Source organism: Dactylosporangium darangshiense, from assembly GCF_039537565.1.
Lineage (GTDB): Bacteria > Actinomycetota > Actinomycetes > Mycobacteriales > Micromonosporaceae > Dactylosporangium > Dactylosporangium darangshiense.
Genome location: NZ_BAABAT010000003.1, coordinates 1 through 14,286, shown reverse-complemented (window position 1 = coordinate 14,286; position 14,286 = coordinate 1). Strand labels below are relative to the sequence as shown.

At 74.0% G+C, this 14,286-nt stretch carries 13 protein-coding genes; 4 read left to right on the top strand and 9 right to left on the bottom strand.

Annotation, left to right across the window (positions count from 1 at the left end; translation table 11 throughout):
- Positions 1-112 precede the first annotated feature (112 nt).
- Positions 113-3,064 carry a DEAD/DEAH box helicase gene (locus ABD901_RS06765; protein WP_345122431.1) on the top strand — a complete coding sequence of 984 codons (2,952 nt, stop codon included), beginning with the start codon at positions 113-115 and terminating at the stop codon, positions 3,062-3,064.
- On the opposite strand, the gene ABD901_RS06760 is transcribed toward ABD901_RS06765, so the two are convergent.
- Positions 3,061-3,963 (bottom strand): septum formation family protein, encoded by a 903-nt coding sequence (locus ABD901_RS06760; protein ID WP_345122429.1) that lies wholly within the window; start codon positions 3,961-3,963, stop codon positions 3,061-3,063. The genes ABD901_RS06765 and ABD901_RS06760 overlap by 4 nt on opposite strands.
- 4 nt (positions 3,964-3,967) lie before the next feature.
- Positions 3,968-4,810 carry a thioredoxin-like domain-containing protein gene (locus ABD901_RS06755; RefSeq protein ID WP_345122427.1) on the bottom strand — a complete coding sequence of 281 codons (843 nt, stop codon included), beginning with the start codon at positions 4,808-4,810 and terminating at the stop codon, positions 3,968-3,970.
- Between the two features lie 566 nt (positions 4,811-5,376).
- Here ABD901_RS06755 and ABD901_RS06750 point away from each other — a divergent pair.
- Positions 5,377-6,009 carry a hypothetical protein gene (locus tag ABD901_RS06750; protein WP_345122425.1) on the top strand — a complete coding sequence of 211 codons (633 nt, stop codon included), beginning with the start codon at positions 5,377-5,379 and terminating at the stop codon, positions 6,007-6,009.
- Here the strand turns inward: ABD901_RS06750 and ABD901_RS06745 are convergent.
- On the bottom strand, positions 5,984-7,306 hold the full coding sequence (locus ABD901_RS06745; RefSeq protein ID WP_345122423.1) for a MurL-like N-terminal domain-containing: 1,323 nt from the start codon (positions 7,304-7,306) through the stop codon (positions 5,984-5,986). The two genes, ABD901_RS06750 and ABD901_RS06745, sit on opposite strands and share 26 nt — an antisense overlap.
- A 100-nt stretch (positions 7,307-7,406) precedes the next feature.
- Between ABD901_RS06745 and ABD901_RS06740 the strand changes: the two genes are divergently transcribed.
- Positions 7,407-7,811, top strand: a complete 405-nt coding sequence (locus ABD901_RS06740; protein WP_345122421.1) for a MerR family transcriptional regulator — start codon at positions 7,407-7,409, stop codon at positions 7,809-7,811.
- Between the two features lie 339 nt (positions 7,812-8,150).
- On the opposite strand, the gene ABD901_RS06735 is transcribed toward ABD901_RS06740, so the two are convergent.
- From ABD901_RS06735 to ABD901_RS06715, 5 genes are all read right to left on the bottom strand, one after another.
- Positions 8,151-9,155, bottom strand: a complete 1,005-nt coding sequence (locus ABD901_RS06735) for an ABC transporter permease subunit (RefSeq protein ID WP_345122419.1) — start codon at positions 9,153-9,155, stop codon at positions 8,151-8,153.
- A gap of 5 nt (positions 9,156-9,160) precedes the next feature.
- The gene (locus ABD901_RS06730; RefSeq protein ID WP_345122417.1) at positions 9,161-9,973 is read right to left on the bottom strand and encodes an ABC transporter ATP-binding protein; all 813 of its coding nucleotides are present in this window, start codon (positions 9,971-9,973) and stop codon (positions 9,161-9,163) included.
- A gap of 63 nt (positions 9,974-10,036) precedes the next feature.
- Positions 10,037-10,888 (bottom strand): SWIM zinc finger family protein, encoded by an 852-nt coding sequence (locus ABD901_RS06725; RefSeq protein ID WP_345122415.1) that lies wholly within the window; start codon positions 10,886-10,888, stop codon positions 10,037-10,039.
- Complete coding sequence (locus tag ABD901_RS06720) at positions 10,885-11,172, bottom strand: YciI family protein (protein WP_345122413.1); 288 nt, start codon at positions 11,170-11,172, stop codon at positions 10,885-10,887. Before ABD901_RS06720 ends, ABD901_RS06725 begins: the two co-directional genes overlap by 4 nt.
- Before the next feature lie 15 nt (positions 11,173-11,187).
- Positions 11,188-12,615 (bottom strand): LLM class flavin-dependent oxidoreductase, encoded by a 1,428-nt coding sequence (locus ABD901_RS06715; RefSeq protein WP_345122411.1) that lies wholly within the window; start codon positions 12,613-12,615, stop codon positions 11,188-11,190.
- Between the two features lie 67 nt (positions 12,616-12,682).
- Between ABD901_RS06715 and ABD901_RS06710 the strand changes: the two genes are divergently transcribed.
- The gene (locus ABD901_RS06710; RefSeq protein ID WP_345122409.1) at positions 12,683-12,943 is read left to right on the top strand and encodes a YciI family protein; all 261 of its coding nucleotides are present in this window, start codon (positions 12,683-12,685) and stop codon (positions 12,941-12,943) included.
- Here ABD901_RS06710 and ABD901_RS06705 read toward each other — a convergent pair.
- A complete protein-coding gene (locus ABD901_RS06705; RefSeq protein WP_345122407.1) occupies positions 12,900-14,198 on the bottom strand; it encodes a glycosyltransferase 87 family protein in 1,299 nt (432 codons plus the stop codon). The two genes, ABD901_RS06710 and ABD901_RS06705, sit on opposite strands and share 44 nt — an antisense overlap.
- Positions 14,199-14,286 lie beyond the last annotated feature (88 nt).

Here is a 14,286-nt window from a genome sequence, read left to right as displayed (position 1 = left end):
GGTTGCGAGTCAATATGAAAATGACTCGGATTACCGGATGGTAACAACGACGCCGGTCACTGGGTAGATGTGTCGCACGGTCGATACGCTGGGGTTCCACTAGGCTTCACCGGTGCTCGTGGTCCATGCGCTCTGGGTCGACGGCCGGGTCGGCCTCTGGGCGGAGGAGCCGCCACCCGCCGGCTCCGGCTCGCTCGTGACCCGCGGACGCCGCCACCCCTACGCCGTCGCCGGCCTCGACCTGGACGGCGGCACCGCCACCAGCGCCGTGCGCACCCTGCGCCTGCCCACCCGCGACGGCCGCCCCGAGCCGTCCCCGGCCGCGGCGATGCCCGTCGGCGAGGGCAGCGCCCGGCTGCGGGCCTGGGCCGTGGACACCGCCGAGTACGCCCCCGACGACGCCCTCGACCTGCTGCGCGGCCTCGCCGCCCTGGCCGGCGAGGACATCGTGCTCGCCGACTCCACCCGCTGGCTCGCCGCCGTCGCGTCCTTTGCCGCCGGCCTCGTCGCCCGCGGCCGCATGCTTCCCGGGATCGTCGGCGACGAGGCCCGCTGGCTGCCGGTCCTCACCGGCCGCGACGCCGCCTACACGCGCGCCCTCGCGCTCGCCCTGCCCGCCGCGGTCCTGGCCGCCGCGCCCCCGGTCACCCGGGCCGAGGCGCTCGCCGGGATCCTCGATGCGCTCACCGACGCCGCCGGGCGCGTGGCCCTTGCCGACGCGGGCGCGGGCGGGTGGCTCCGGGCGCTCACCGGGCGGGACCGGCGCATCGCCGGCCTGGCGCCGGACGCGATCGAGCGGTTGCGCGACCGGCTGGCCGGCTGGGAGGCCGACGCGGTCGGTGGCGCCGTGCGGGCCTGCTTCCGGCTGGTCGAGCCGCCCGAGCCGGAGCCGGGGGAGGAGGCGCCGGCCGAGCCGCGCTGGACGCTCGAGTTCGCGCTGCAGGCCGCCGACGAACCGACGCTCGTCGTCGACGCCGACCGGGTGTGGCGGTCCCGGGGCGCGCTCAAGGCCCTGCAGCGGCACATCCCGGCGCCGCAGGAGACGCTCCTGGCCGAGCTCGGGCGGGCCAGCCGGCTGTACCCGGCGCTCGAGGACGCCCTGCGCGACGCCCGGCCGGTGGCGCTCAGCCTGGACACCGACGGCGCGCACCGGCTGCTCAGCGACGCCGCGCCGCTGCTGGCCGCGGCCGGCTTCGGCGTCGTGCTGCCCGGCTGGTGGCGGCGCGCCTCCGCCCGGCTCGGCGCACGGCTCACCGCGCGCTCGTCCGGCGGCACCGCGCCCGGCACCGTCGCCACCGACAGCGGGCTCGGCCTCGACGCCGTCGTGGACTACCGGTGGGAGCTCGCGATCGGCGACGAGCCGCTGACCGAGGACGAGCTGCGCCGCCTCACCGACCTCAAGACGCCCCTCGTTCGCCTGCGCGGGCAGTGGGTCGAGCTCGACCCGCGCCGCCTCGCCGAGGGGCTGTCGTTCATCGAGCGGCACCGCGAGCAGGAGGCGATGACCGTCGCCGACCTGCTGCACCTGGCCGGCGGCGCCGCCGAGGGCCCCGGCGGGCTGCCGGTGGTCGAGGTCGCCGCCGACGGTTGGCTCGGCGACCTGCTCAGCGGCGAGGCGGACCTGCGCCTGGGCGACGGCGGCGTGCCCGATGCGTTCGAGGGGAAGCTCAGGGCGTACCAGATGCGGGGTTTGAACTGGCTGAGGTTCCTCGAGACAGCGGGCCTCGGCGGGATCCTCGCCGACGACATGGGCCTGGGTAAGACCGTGCAGCTGCTGGCGCTCATCGCCGGGGCGGCGCCCGGCCCGACGCTGCTGGTGTGCCCGATGTCGCTGGTCGGCAACTGGCAGCGGGAGGCCGCCCGCTTCGCGCCCTCGCTGCGGGTGCACGTCCACCACGGCGCCGACCGCGCCCGCGCGCTCGACCCGGCCGAGTTCGACCTCGTCGTCACCACCTACTCGGTCGCCACCCGCGACGCGGAGCAGCTCGGCGCCGTGTCGTGGCACCGGGTCGTGCTCGACGAGGCGCAGGCGGTCAAGAACGCGGCGACGAAACAGGCCGCGGCGGTACGCGCACTGCCCGCCCGCCACCGCATCGCCGTCACCGGCACGCCCGTCGAGAACCGCCTCGCCGACCTGTGGTCCATCATGGAGTTCGCCAACCCGGGCCTGCTGGGCAGCGCCACGAAGTTCAAGGAGCGCTACGCCGAGCCGATCGAGCGCTTCGGCGACGCCGACGCCGCCGCCCGGCTGCGCCGCGTCACCCAGCCGTTCGTGCTGCGCCGCCTCAAGACCGACCGCAGCATCATCTCCGACCTGCCGGAGAAGCTGGAGATGGACGTGGTCTGCAGCCTGACCCGCGAGCAGGCCAGCCTCTACCAGGCCGTCGTCGAGGACATGCTCGCCCGCATCGACAGCAGCGAGGGCATCGAGCGGCGCGGCCTGGTGCTCGCGACGATGACGCGCCTCAAGCAGATCTGCAACCACCCGGCGCTGGCCCTGCGCGACGGCAGCCGCCTGCCCGGCCGCAGCGGCAAGCTCGCCCGCCTCGAGGAGATCGCCGAGGAGATCCTCGCCGCCGGCGAGCGCGCTCTCATCTTCACCCAGTACGCCGAGTTCGGCGCCATGCTGCGCGCCGAGCTCTCCGCCCGCTTCGGCCGCGAGGTCGCGTTCCTGCACGGCGGTCTGCCGAAGGCGTCCCGCGACGCGCTCGTGGCCCGCTTCCAGGAGGCATCGGCGTCCTCGCCGCCGCTGTTCGTGCTGTCGCTGAAGGCCGGCGGCACGGGCCTCACGCTCACGGCGGCCAACCACGTCGTGCACGTCGACCGCTGGTGGAACCCCGCCGTGGAGGACCAGGCCACGGACCGCGCCTTCCGCATCGGCCAGCGCCGCGCGGTCCAGGTGCGCAAGTTCGTGACGGCCGGCACCGTCGAGGAGAAGATCGCAGCCCTGATCAAGGACAAGCGCGGCCTCGCCGCCAAGATCGTCGGCACCGGCGAGGGCTGGCTGACCGAGCTGTCGACGGCAGACCTGCGAGCGCTGCTGACCCTGGACCCGTCGGCCTAGCCCTGCGGCAGGGGCTTCGTCCCGAGCCCGCGCAGCGAGGTGCGCAGCGGCGTGTTCGTCGAGACGTTGAGGAAGCAGTGCGCGACCCGGTCACCCAGCCGCCACTGCGCCGCGGTCAGCCCGTCCCAGAAGGTGTAGACGTCTTTCCTTTGGTACAGCTGCAGCTCCGTCACCCCCATGAACGCCGCCACCTGCGTGAAGCAGGCCTTGCTCACGGTCGCGTTGAGCGCCTGGGCGTCGGCCGGGAACGCACCCGCGGGCGCCGCCCACACCCCGACGAACTCGGTGTCGTGCGCCTGCGCGCACGGCACGGGCAGGACCGCATCGACGCTGCGGTAGAACCCGTCGGCCGTGAGATCCCCGCCGTCGAGGTCCACGCACCCCAGCGCCAGCTCCCGCAACCGGCCGTGCAACGGCTCGCTGGTCTGTTTCGGCAAGAACAGGTCGTCGGCCGCCTCGGCGAGCCCGCACACCCACGCCCGCACCCCGCCGCGCCACCCCTGCTCCGACGGCACCGACAGGTACGGCAGCAGCCGCCCCGTGTGCCAGTCCCCGCCCACGTACGCGCTCGCCGACGCATCGCAGGCGGCATACACGGTCCGCGTCGCATCGGAGTCCCAGACCGGCGGGTCCCGCAGTTCCCCGGTGGCGACCACTTCGACCGTGTGCTCCCGCGCGCAGTCCACAGTGGTCGCGCTCGCCCGGTCCGGCCGCTCGAACGCCGTGAAGCCCGGGTCGTTCAGGCACTGCCCGGCACGCGGCGCGACGTAGCTCGGCGCCGGCGGCAGCGCCCACCCGTCGACGAGGTTCCCGTCGGTCCCGCGCGGGGCGCCACAGCCCGCCACCACGACGGCGACGGCTACGCCGAGCAGCAACGGCAGCGGCCCCCTGCGGCGCACGACGTCACCCGGTGGCGGTCGGCTCGGCGCTCGCGTCGCTGCTGGTGACCCCGTTGCTGCAGGGCACCCCGGCCTCCATGGTGGCGGTCTCGCGGTACGCCTTGATGAACGCGTCGACGCGCGAGTCCCCGGCCGACTCGACGCGCAGCTGATACCCCCAGGCCTGCAGCGAGATCGCCGAGCTCTGCCCGACGTAGGGACTCATGAGCATGAAGTCCTGGTTGCGCACCTTCTTGGCCAGCTTCTCGACCTCACCGGCGGCCAGCCCCGGCCGGTAGGTGATCCACACCGCCCCGTGCTCGAGACTGTGCACCGCATTGCCTTCGTCGACCGGCTCGGTGTACACGTCCCCCGCGCACCGCATCCACACCGGATGATGCGGCCCACCGGCGGCCGGCACCATCGGATACTGGATCTTCTCGCCGCTGGGCTTGTGGTCGCGCTCGAGCCAGTCGGGGTGCGTCGTGCGGTAGTCGATGAGCCCGGCAATGTCCTGCCCGCCGGCCCCCGAACTCCCGCCGTCGTCGTGCTTCGTTGTGTACCACACGACGCCCACGATCCCCGCCACGCACAGCACGGCAACGACCGCCACAACACTGACAACGGCAACAACCGCCTTGCGCCCGTTTCCACCCGCCTGCGGCGCCCCCGGATAGGGCCCCTGCTGCGGCGACCCCGGGTAGCCCGGATAGGCCCCTGGCTGCGGCGCCCCCGGATAGGCCCCTGGCTGCGGCGGGGGATACGGCGCCGACTCGGGCCCTGGCTGCGGCGGCGGGTAGGGCGGCGGTGCACCGTATGACGGCGGCGGGCCGTACGACGGCGGCGGTTCGGGGAAGGCGCCGGTCATGCCGCCGACAGTACCGGAATGCGCCTTTCTCCCCTCTGGCCCGTCCCTCGCCGGCGTCTCCCTCTGCTGCACGATAAGTCGGGCGCTCCGCGCCACGACTTATCGGATTTATACCCCGACAGGGCATAAGTCCGATTCAATGCGGCTTGACGGCCCGTTCACGACGTTTTCTCTCCACGATCATGCGTGGAGTGCGGCTCGAAATCGGACATCGCCGTGATCGTGGAGAGATAGTGTACAAAGGGGTGCATTTTGCCTCCACAATCAGGACGATGTCCGATTTGCCCCCGGTGTTTTGGCGTGATCGTGGAGAGAAAGTGCCGCCGGGACGTGCCTGCGAGGACTTATCCCCTGTCAGGGTATAAATCCGACAAGTCGTGGCACGGAGTGCCCGACTTGTCGGAAAAAGCCAGCAGGGTCAACGCGGCGAACTAAGCGGCGATGTCGATGCGGGGCAGGGGGCGGCGGTTCAATCGTCCGTGGCGTCCGGGCTCGGCCGGACGTGGACGCGGCTCGATGGTGTGGACATCCTGCGGGACGGGTGGGGGCACGATATGGTCGGCCGCATGGCGGCCGAGTGTGCGATCGACGGGTGCGCGGTGCTGGCGATCGGTCGATGCCGCGAATGCGGGCGGGCCTTCTGCATGTCGCACCAGGCGCACAACGAGGTGACCGGCGGCGGCTACGCGGCGCTGTGCATCCAGTGCCTGGAGCGGCGCCGGCGGGTGCGCGGGCGCGGCGACGACCGCGCCGACGCGGCCGCGGCGACCGAGCGGGGCTGGGTGACGTCCGGGCAGGCGGCGCTGGACCTGTACGCGGCCGGGATCGCGCCGGTGAGCGTGGTCGAGCGGCGCTCGCGCTTCGTCAAGCAGCGCTTCGGCCGGCCGCGGGAGGAGATCGACGAGGTCGAGGTCGGTGCGCTGTGGGTGATCGGGCGGTTCGAGTGGACCGAGATGCAGGAGATCCCGGAGACCCGCGAGTGGACGACGGGGCTGCTCGCGCAGCCCTCCGGCGGGTATCCGGTGTCGATGGTCGCCCGCGCCGTCGCCCGCTGCAAGATCGTCGGCGGGCTGGCGATGCTGATCCGCGACGCGCCGTACGGGGACAGCTTCACCCAGCTCGAACGGCGCGAGATCCCGCGCATCGCCGCGGCGATCCGGGCGCTGATCGCGACTAGCGCGGACTACCCAGCGCGTTGAGCGCCTCGAGGTAGCGCGGCGGCACCACGTTCGGCCCGTCGCCGCGGAACGCCGCGTCGACCTCGGCGTCGGTGGGCAGCGCCGGCACCTCGGCGGCGAGCGCCCGCACGATCGGGGCGTCGCGCCAGTCGGGGTGCTCGGTGAGCAGCCGCAGCGCGACGAGCGACTCCTCGATCTCGCCGACGCACTCGAAGGGCTTGTGCGCGGTGAGTCCCATCAGCTCGCGGTACCCCGGAAGCTGCGTCATGTCGCTGAACACATCGGTGCCGAAGATGTGCAGCAGGCGCTCGCGACCGGTGAACGGCGCCAGGGCGAGGAACACGAACCGGCATTTCGGGCAGTGCCCGCACCACCGCTCGCTCGCGTCGCGCTGCTTGAACGCGGCGTTGCAGCTGGTGACGACCTCGTCGTACTCGGTGAACTTCGCGAACAGCCCGGCGATGTGCAGCTCGGACAGACCGCGCAGCAGCGAGAAGTACGCGTCCTGCAGCCCGGCGTGCGCCAGCAGCGCGTCGCGCAGGTGCGCCTCGGCCGGCAGCCCCTTCGACCACTGGTGGTTGATGTCGCGCCCGAGCCAGTTCAGATTCGGTACCGAGGCAGAGCTCTCGTTCGACATCACCACCGGCCCGAGCCCGTGCATCACGGAGGCGGCGACGGCGATCAGCGAGTTGATCGCGGTGACCGGGATGTGCCCGTTGTACGCACCGGCCGCGTTCAGCTCCCGCATCCGCGGGTCGAGCTGGCGGCGCACGGTGCGCACCGGCTGCGGCGACACCGCCATCACCCCGCGGATGATCGCGTTGGGGTTGACGGAGAACAGCACCGGCTCCAGCCCGGCCAGCTCCAGCGCCTCCATGCTCACGATCGAGTCCTTGCCCCCTCCGACCGCGGCCAGCGGCGCCCCGCTCGGCGTGTGCACCCACGCGGGCGGTTCGGCGGTCTCCTTGGCCTCGATCGGCAGGTCCAGCACGTACTCGAGCTTGTTCTGGTAGGCGAACTCGCCCAGCCCTTCGCGGAACAGCGCGCGAACCCACGGCAGCGCCCCTTCGGCGAGCGCGACCCCGTCGAGCTCGACCCGCTTCGGCGCGGCAATCTTGTAGTAGGAGGTGGAGGCGGCGACGTACAGCAGATCGAGCACCCGCTCCAAAGCCGGATGCGCAACGCTCGGCGCCCCGAAGTCCACCGTCTCGGTGAGCACGAGGTCACCGAGCGCATAGTGGAAGCGGGCCACGCCGGTCGACGAGTCGAACTCCCGCCCCGGGAACCGCAGCGCCTCCACCTGCTCCCAAGCGTTCAAGCCCGTGCTCCTCACGTCTGGTTCGTGCGCGCCGACCCGCAATGGTAGCTTTCGCGGAACGCTTGCATCCGGTACCCGGGTACGGGTTTACCGTTTCCGTATGCATCATCCGTTCCCCGGACTGCGCACGGGCGAGGTCGCCGAGCGGGCGGGTGTCAACATCCAGACGCTGCGGTACTACGAACGCCGCGGCCTGCTCGCCGAACCGCTCCGAACGCCGGGCGGCCACCGCCTGTACCCGCCGGACACGGTGACCCTGCTGACCGCGATCAAGGCGGCCCAGCGCCTGGGCTTCACCCTCGACGAGGTCGCCGACCTGCTCTCCGCCGGCCGCCGCCGCACGCAGGCAGGCCTGCATGCCCGCGCGACCGACAAGCTGGCCGAGATAGATCGCCGCATCGCCGACCTGACCACGGTCCGCGACACCCTGGCCCGCGTCGTGGCGGCGCGCTGCGACAGCCTGACCGACTGCACGTGCCCCGACTGCCCGCTCCCGCCCCTCTGAGCCGTCCTTCTCGACTGCGTTGTTTCCCGACAAGTCGGGCACTCCGTGCCACGACTTGTCGGATTTATACCCTGACAGCGGATAAATCGTTTCGAACGGGTTCGCGGCCCGTATGCGTCTCACGCCCACACCCCACGCCGATGGCTGCGACCCGCGGCCTCGAGGGCGGTCCTTGACGCGGGCTGGCGCCCGGCGGCGCCGCCGTCGGTGTTCGGCGATGCCTTTGAGCAGGGCGGCGACGCGGGTGGCGCCCGCTGAAACGGGCGAATCCCCCGTCAGGCGATAAGTCCGAAAAGTCGTGGCGCGCCAGCGCCCGACTTTTCGTGCCCCCAACCCGCGTCAGGTGCGATGGCGGATGCGCCACACCGCGAAGGCGCAGAGCAGTGCCGAAAGGGCCAGGTACAGCGCCGTCTCGAGGACCTGGAAGCGCCAGAACCGCGAGTTCGGCTGATAGGCGATGTCCAGGTGCAGGTCGTGCGAGGCCAGGCAAGGAGACGAGTCGCCGAACGTGCCCCTCGCGCCGGTCTTCGGGGCGTGCATCAGGCAATCGTTGAAGGTGCGCGAGTCGAGGGGGCGGCCGTCCGCGGTCAGCAGCTCGCTGACGTCGGTCACCCAGGCGCCGGGGACCTCGATGCCGCGGACCACCGGCGCGCTGCCGAGCGTGCCCAGGCCGTGGGCCTCGTCGATCGCGGCGGCGGTCATCGGGCGGGACAGGTGCTGCGCGGGCATCAGGTGCGGGCGTACGGCGTTGGGCATCACGAACAGGATCGCGATGACGAGCAGGCCGGTCAGGGCCATCGCCGGTACCGTCCGGCGCACGAACAGTCCGGTCACCGCGCCCAGCGCGGCGGCGAGGGCCGCCTGGCCGATGGGGGAGAGGTACCGGGCGCCGAAGTTGACGGTGGCGAAGCGGTCGCCGGCGATGGCGTCCACCGGGGCGGCGGCCCAGGTCAGCAGGGCGCTGGCGGCCAAGGCGACCAGCACCGCGGCCAGCAGGACCGTGGACAGGCGCACCAGCAGCCAGCGGCGGCGGGTGACGCTCTGGTTCCAGGCCAGGCGGTGCGTGCCGGTCTCCAGCTCACGGGCGATCAGCGGGGCGCACCAGAACATGCCGATGAGCGCGGGGACCAGGCCCAGCACGCCGGCCAGGAGCAGCAGGCGGGTGCGGTAGTCGCCGGCCAGGCGGGACAGGGCGGCGGGGCAGTCGCCGGCGGCGTGGCACTGGGCGAGGTAGCCGTCGCGGGCGGAGCGGATGTCGAGGCCGGTGCTGATGAGGTACGCCGCCAAGGCCGCGAGGACCAGGGCGCCGACGAGGGCCGGGGTGCGGAACTGCCGCCAGCTCATCCAGATCATCGGGCGGCCCGCCCGAGGTAGGCGAGCACCAGCTCGGAGAGCTCGACCGCGGCGCCGGCCGGCACGGGGGTGCGCACCACGGCGTCGTGGATGCGCTCGGCGCCGTCGGGAAGCGGTGCGCCCGGCGGGATGCGGCGGTGTGCGGCGAGCAGGTCCGGCACGTCGCCGGCCAGTTGGACGCGGGCGCCGGCCAGGACGATCAGGTGGTCGCAGACCCGCTCGACGTCGGCCAGCAGGTGCGAGGAGAGGATGGCACTGGCGCCCAGGTCGGAGACCGACTGCAGCAGGCCGCGCAGGAAGCCGTCGCGGGCGAGCGGGTCGAGCGCCGCGGCGGGCTCGTCGAGGATGAGCAGTTCGGGGCGCTTGGCGGCGGCCAGCGTGAGCGCCAGCTGGGCGCGCTGGCCGCCCGACAGGCGGCCGGCCCGCTGCGTGAGGGGGAGGCCGGCCTGCGCGACCCGGTCCCGGGCCAGCGGTGCGTCCCATCGCGGGTTCATCCGCGCGCCCATGCGCAGGTGGTCGGCGACGGTCAGCGCCCCGTACACCGGCGCGTCCTGCGCGACGAAGCCGACCCGGGCCAGGTGCGCGGCGTCGGCGGCGGGGCGGGCGCCGAGGACGGACAGGGTGCCGGCGCTCGGCTCGATGAGGCCGCAGGCGAGCTGCAGCAGGGTCGACTTGCCGGCACCGTTGGGGCCGACGAGGCCGACGATGCGCCGGGCGGGGACGTCGAGGTCGACGCCGGACAGGGCCTGGCGGCGGCCGTAGTGCTTGGCGAGGGCGGCTGCCCGCAGTACCGGATGAGGGTTTGGCATGCCGAAAATGCTGCTGCAGCCCGAAAACGCGGGCATCCGGCCGAAGCAGGGGTGCGGTCGTACTTATGACCGGTTCTGGCGGTACCAGCGCCGCAGCACCCGCAGGGTCTCGGCTCCACCGACCTCGGGCGGCGGCGTGGGCAGCTGGCGCAGGAGCAGGTCCCGTTCGGTCGCGAACGACGGCGCAGGGTCGGTGAGGGGGACGGGCGGCAGCCAGAAACGCTCGATCTCCACGTCCGGCTCGGCGACGCCGGTCAGGGCACCGGCGGTGCCGATGGGGGAGATCGCGGGCTCCGCGGGAAGCACCTCGAGATCCTCTTGGACACCGGTGCGCAGGGCGCGCAGGGCGGACAGGAGGTCGTCGCGGGTGCGGCCGCGCCAGAGCAGGATGAGGAACGGATCGGCGTCGAAGCGCTCGGCGAGCAGGTAGCAGGTGGCGGCCAGGTGCTTGCACGGCACGGCCTGGTCGGGGCACGTGCAGCGCATCGCGAGGTCGGCGAAGCGGGCCGGGAACAGCGGGGCGTCCGCGGCCAGGAACACGTCCTCGACGTGCGGCGGGAGCTCGCCGGCGAGCAGCTTCGCCGCGCCGAGGGCCTCGGCGGCGAGGGCCCGCTCGACGACGGACCACACGTCGTCGCCGAAGACGGCCAGGCCGATCGAGACCTTGTAGGGCTGGGGGCGCGAGCCCTGGACCGTCGCCTGCACCGAGCCGGGCAGCACCTGCAGGTCGAGGACCTGGCCGGCGCGGGCGTAGTTGCGGCCGCGGGTGAGGCGGGTGCCGAGGGCGAACGACTCGAGGACGGCCAGGAAGCGCTTGGACCACCAGCTCTCGCCGATGGCGCCGCGCGTGCTGCGGGCCCGGATGCCGCCCTCGACGCGGACCGTGCGCGCGCCCCAGTACTCCGGCGTGCTCACCCCTGCAGGCGCTCCAGGCCGGGGGCGACGCGCCGCGGTGCGAACTCGACGACGTCGTACTCCGCGAGCTCCTTCTGCAGGAACGGGTCCAGGGCGAGGCGGGCCTCCAGCTCGGGCCGCTCGAGGCCGGCGGCGAGGATCACGCCGCCGGTGCGGGGGACCATGGCGCCGGAGGCGACGAAGACGCCGTCGTCGTACTGCCCGTCGACCCACGCCTTGTGCGCCTCCATCGCCTCGTCGATGCGGTCCAGCTCGGCCAGGTAGCGAAGCGTGATGACGAACATGCCCGGGAGTCTACGTCAGCCCCGGAACGCGGCGATGACCTGCGACATCGGCTCCATGCAGTCGGGGTGGGGCAGGCGGAGCATCACCTCGCTGACGCCGGCCTCGGCGAGCTGGCGGAACCGGCCGACGTGGTCGGCGACGGTGCCGGCGTGCACGGAGGCGGCGTACGTCTCGCGGGGGCGCCGGCCGCGGCCGGCCTCGACGAGGCGTTCGACGCCGCGGTCGTCGGCGGCGACGAGGGCGGTGCTCAGGTGGGTCAGGCGCGTGTGCGGGTTGTAGCCGCGCAGCACCTCGGCCTTGCGCCGCACGGTGGCGAGGTCGCCCATGACGTTGGCGGCGTCGGCGTACTGCGCGGCGAGGCGCAGCGTGTGCCGTTCGCCGTTGCCGCCGACGACGATCGGGATGCGCTCCTGGACCGGGCGCGGGTAGCACATCGCCTCGGGGACGCTCAGCACGCGGCCCTCGAAGCGCGGGCTGCCCTTGCCCCACAGCAGCGGCAGGAAGCGCAGCGCGTCCTCGAGCAGCGCATAGCGTTCGCGCACGGACGGGAACGGCCAGCCGTACGCCGTGTGCTCCTCCTTGAACCAGGCGAGCCCGAGCCCGCAGACGGCGCGCCCGCCGGACAGCACGTCGAGCGTGGCGAGGATCTTGCCGAGGTGGGCGACGTTGCGGTACGTCACGCCGGTGACCAGCGCGCCGAGGCGCACCCGCTCGGTGCAGGCGGCGAGGTACGCCAGGGTCGTGTAGGACTCGAGGAAGTCGTCCCAGGCGCGGCCGATCTGCGGGATCTGGCGGAAGTGGTCCATCACGTACACGGCGTCGAACCCGGCCTCCTCGGCCGCCCGCGCGGTCGCGCGCACGTCGACGCCCTTGAACTCGCCCACATGCAGGCCGAAGCGCAGCGACGCGGGCGCCTCCCGCTGCCGCTGCGCCGCCTGGGTCGCGTCCGCAAAGGCCTGAGGGACTACGCGGACGGGCGTCTCCAGGTGTACCGCGGAAAAACCGTCGGCGGCGAGCACATCCTTGGTGCGGGCCCAGGCGCGCAGCTGCTGGGTCAGCGCGTCCGCGGGGATCCGCTTCTGCGCCCGCGCCCGGTTGCGGGCCCGGCACTCGGCGGCCGGCGTGTCGAACGCGATCGCCACGCACGGCAGCCCGTGCTCGCGGGCGAGAGCCACCCACCGCCGGCGCCGGTCGGCGTCCAGCCCGAGCGTGTCGATGACGGTGGTGAGCCGCCGGCGGACCCGCCGCTCGACGACGCTCTCGAGCAGCTCGAACGCGTCCGCGGACGCGGCGATGTCGTCCTCGCCGGCGCCGGCCAGGGCCCGCAGCGCGTCGCTGCTCACGATCCGGTCGGCGCGGAAGTTGGCCGCCGCCCAGGTGGACTTCCCGGCCGCACCCGGCCCGACGAGCACCACGACGCACGGCTCCGGCAACGTCAGCACGCCGCCATTGTCCCGCCCCGGCGGACGTATGCCGTGGACGGGCGTGTGCGGTGGATACGATGCCGGCATGTGGATCGTGGAGCTGTCGTTCAGCGAGGACCCGGGCCGGCTCGACGCGCGGCCGGCGCACCGGGCGATCCTCACGGGCGAGCACGCCCGCGGCGTGGTGCGGATGGCCGGCCCGCTGGCCGACGAGAGCGGCGCCGTCATCGTGCTCGACCTGCCCGACCGGCGCGCGGTCGAGGAGTTCATCGCCGCCGACCCGTACTACGCCCGGCCCGGCGTCACGGTCGAACGGATTCGGCAATGGGCGACGTTCCTGCCCTGACGGCGCGGCGGCGCACCGTGAGGCCGGCCACGACGACGGCCAGCGCCGCGCCGTAGCCGATGCGCTGCGCCGTCGACGTCGCCAGGCCCATGTCGGGGGCGAACTGCGCCAGGTAGGCGGCGAACGCGACCGCGAGCCACTCCGCCGGCGCGCCGTAGGCGACGAGCATGACGAGCAGCAGCGCGTACCACGGGTAGGCCGGCGCGGCGACCAGCAGCGTCGCCGCGACCATCGCGGCGGCGGCGCGCCACGGGCGGTCCGGGTCGGCGCGGCGCGCGGTCAGCACGGCCGCCGCCGCCAGGGTCGCCGCCGCGGCGGGCGCGGTCAGCCACGGGGGGAACACGGCGCCGAGCAGCGCGAAGCGGGAGCCGTCGGCGTAGCCCTCCTCGTGCAGGTACCCGGGCAGGTACCCGAGCACCGCCGGCCCGACGGCGAGCACGTGCGGCAGGTAGACGACGCCGACCGCGGCCGCCGCCGACAGGCACACGGCCGGGCCGCGGCGGCGCAGCAGGGCCGGCGCGAGCAGCGCCGGGGTCAGCTTCGTGGCGATCGCCAGGCCCCAGGCCACGCCGCCGGCCACGGCGCGGCCGCGCGCGAGGAGCCAGATCGCGGCGGCGGCCAGGCCGACCGCGACGACGTCGACGTGCGCGTTGTTGCCCGCCTCGAGGGCCACCATCGGGCACCACGCCCACAGCACCGCGCGGCGCGGGTCGCGGCCGAGGGCCGCGCGGGCGCGCCACAGCAGCGCACCGACGGCGGCGGCGAACGCGGCCATGACCAGCTGCAGCGGGCGTTCCCGGGCGGCGGGCGGCGCCAGCGCGGCGACGGCGGCGAAGAGCCCCTCGGCGACGGGCGGGTAGATGGTCGGCACGGCGGGCCGGTTGATGAGGGTGCAGCCCCCGGCGACGCACCAGTGCCCGCCGGCGGGCCACAGCGTGTCGTCGCGCAGCCCGGCGACCTGCGGCGCGGCGGGCGGATACCGGTAGGGGTCGACGCCTGCGAGCTGGACGCGGCCGTCCCAGATGTAGCGGTACACGTCGTCGCTGCTGTCCGGCGGACGCGCAGCGGCGGTCAGGGGCAGCAGCACGGCGCCGAGCAGGACGAGGACGAGCGCGGCACGTCGGTCCAGCCGCATGACCAGCCACGCGCCGGCGGCGAACGGCAGCAGCGACAGCAGGTACCACCGGCCGGGCAGCAGCAGTGCGGCGAGGGTCGCGGCCAGGCACGCCGCCGCGGCCGCGCGCCGGGCGGTCACCGTGGCCGCCCGGCGCGGCGCTGCCGGCGGCGCGCCGCGAGCAGCTCGGCGCGCAGGGCGGCGACGAGCGCGGCCGCGCGCCGGGCGG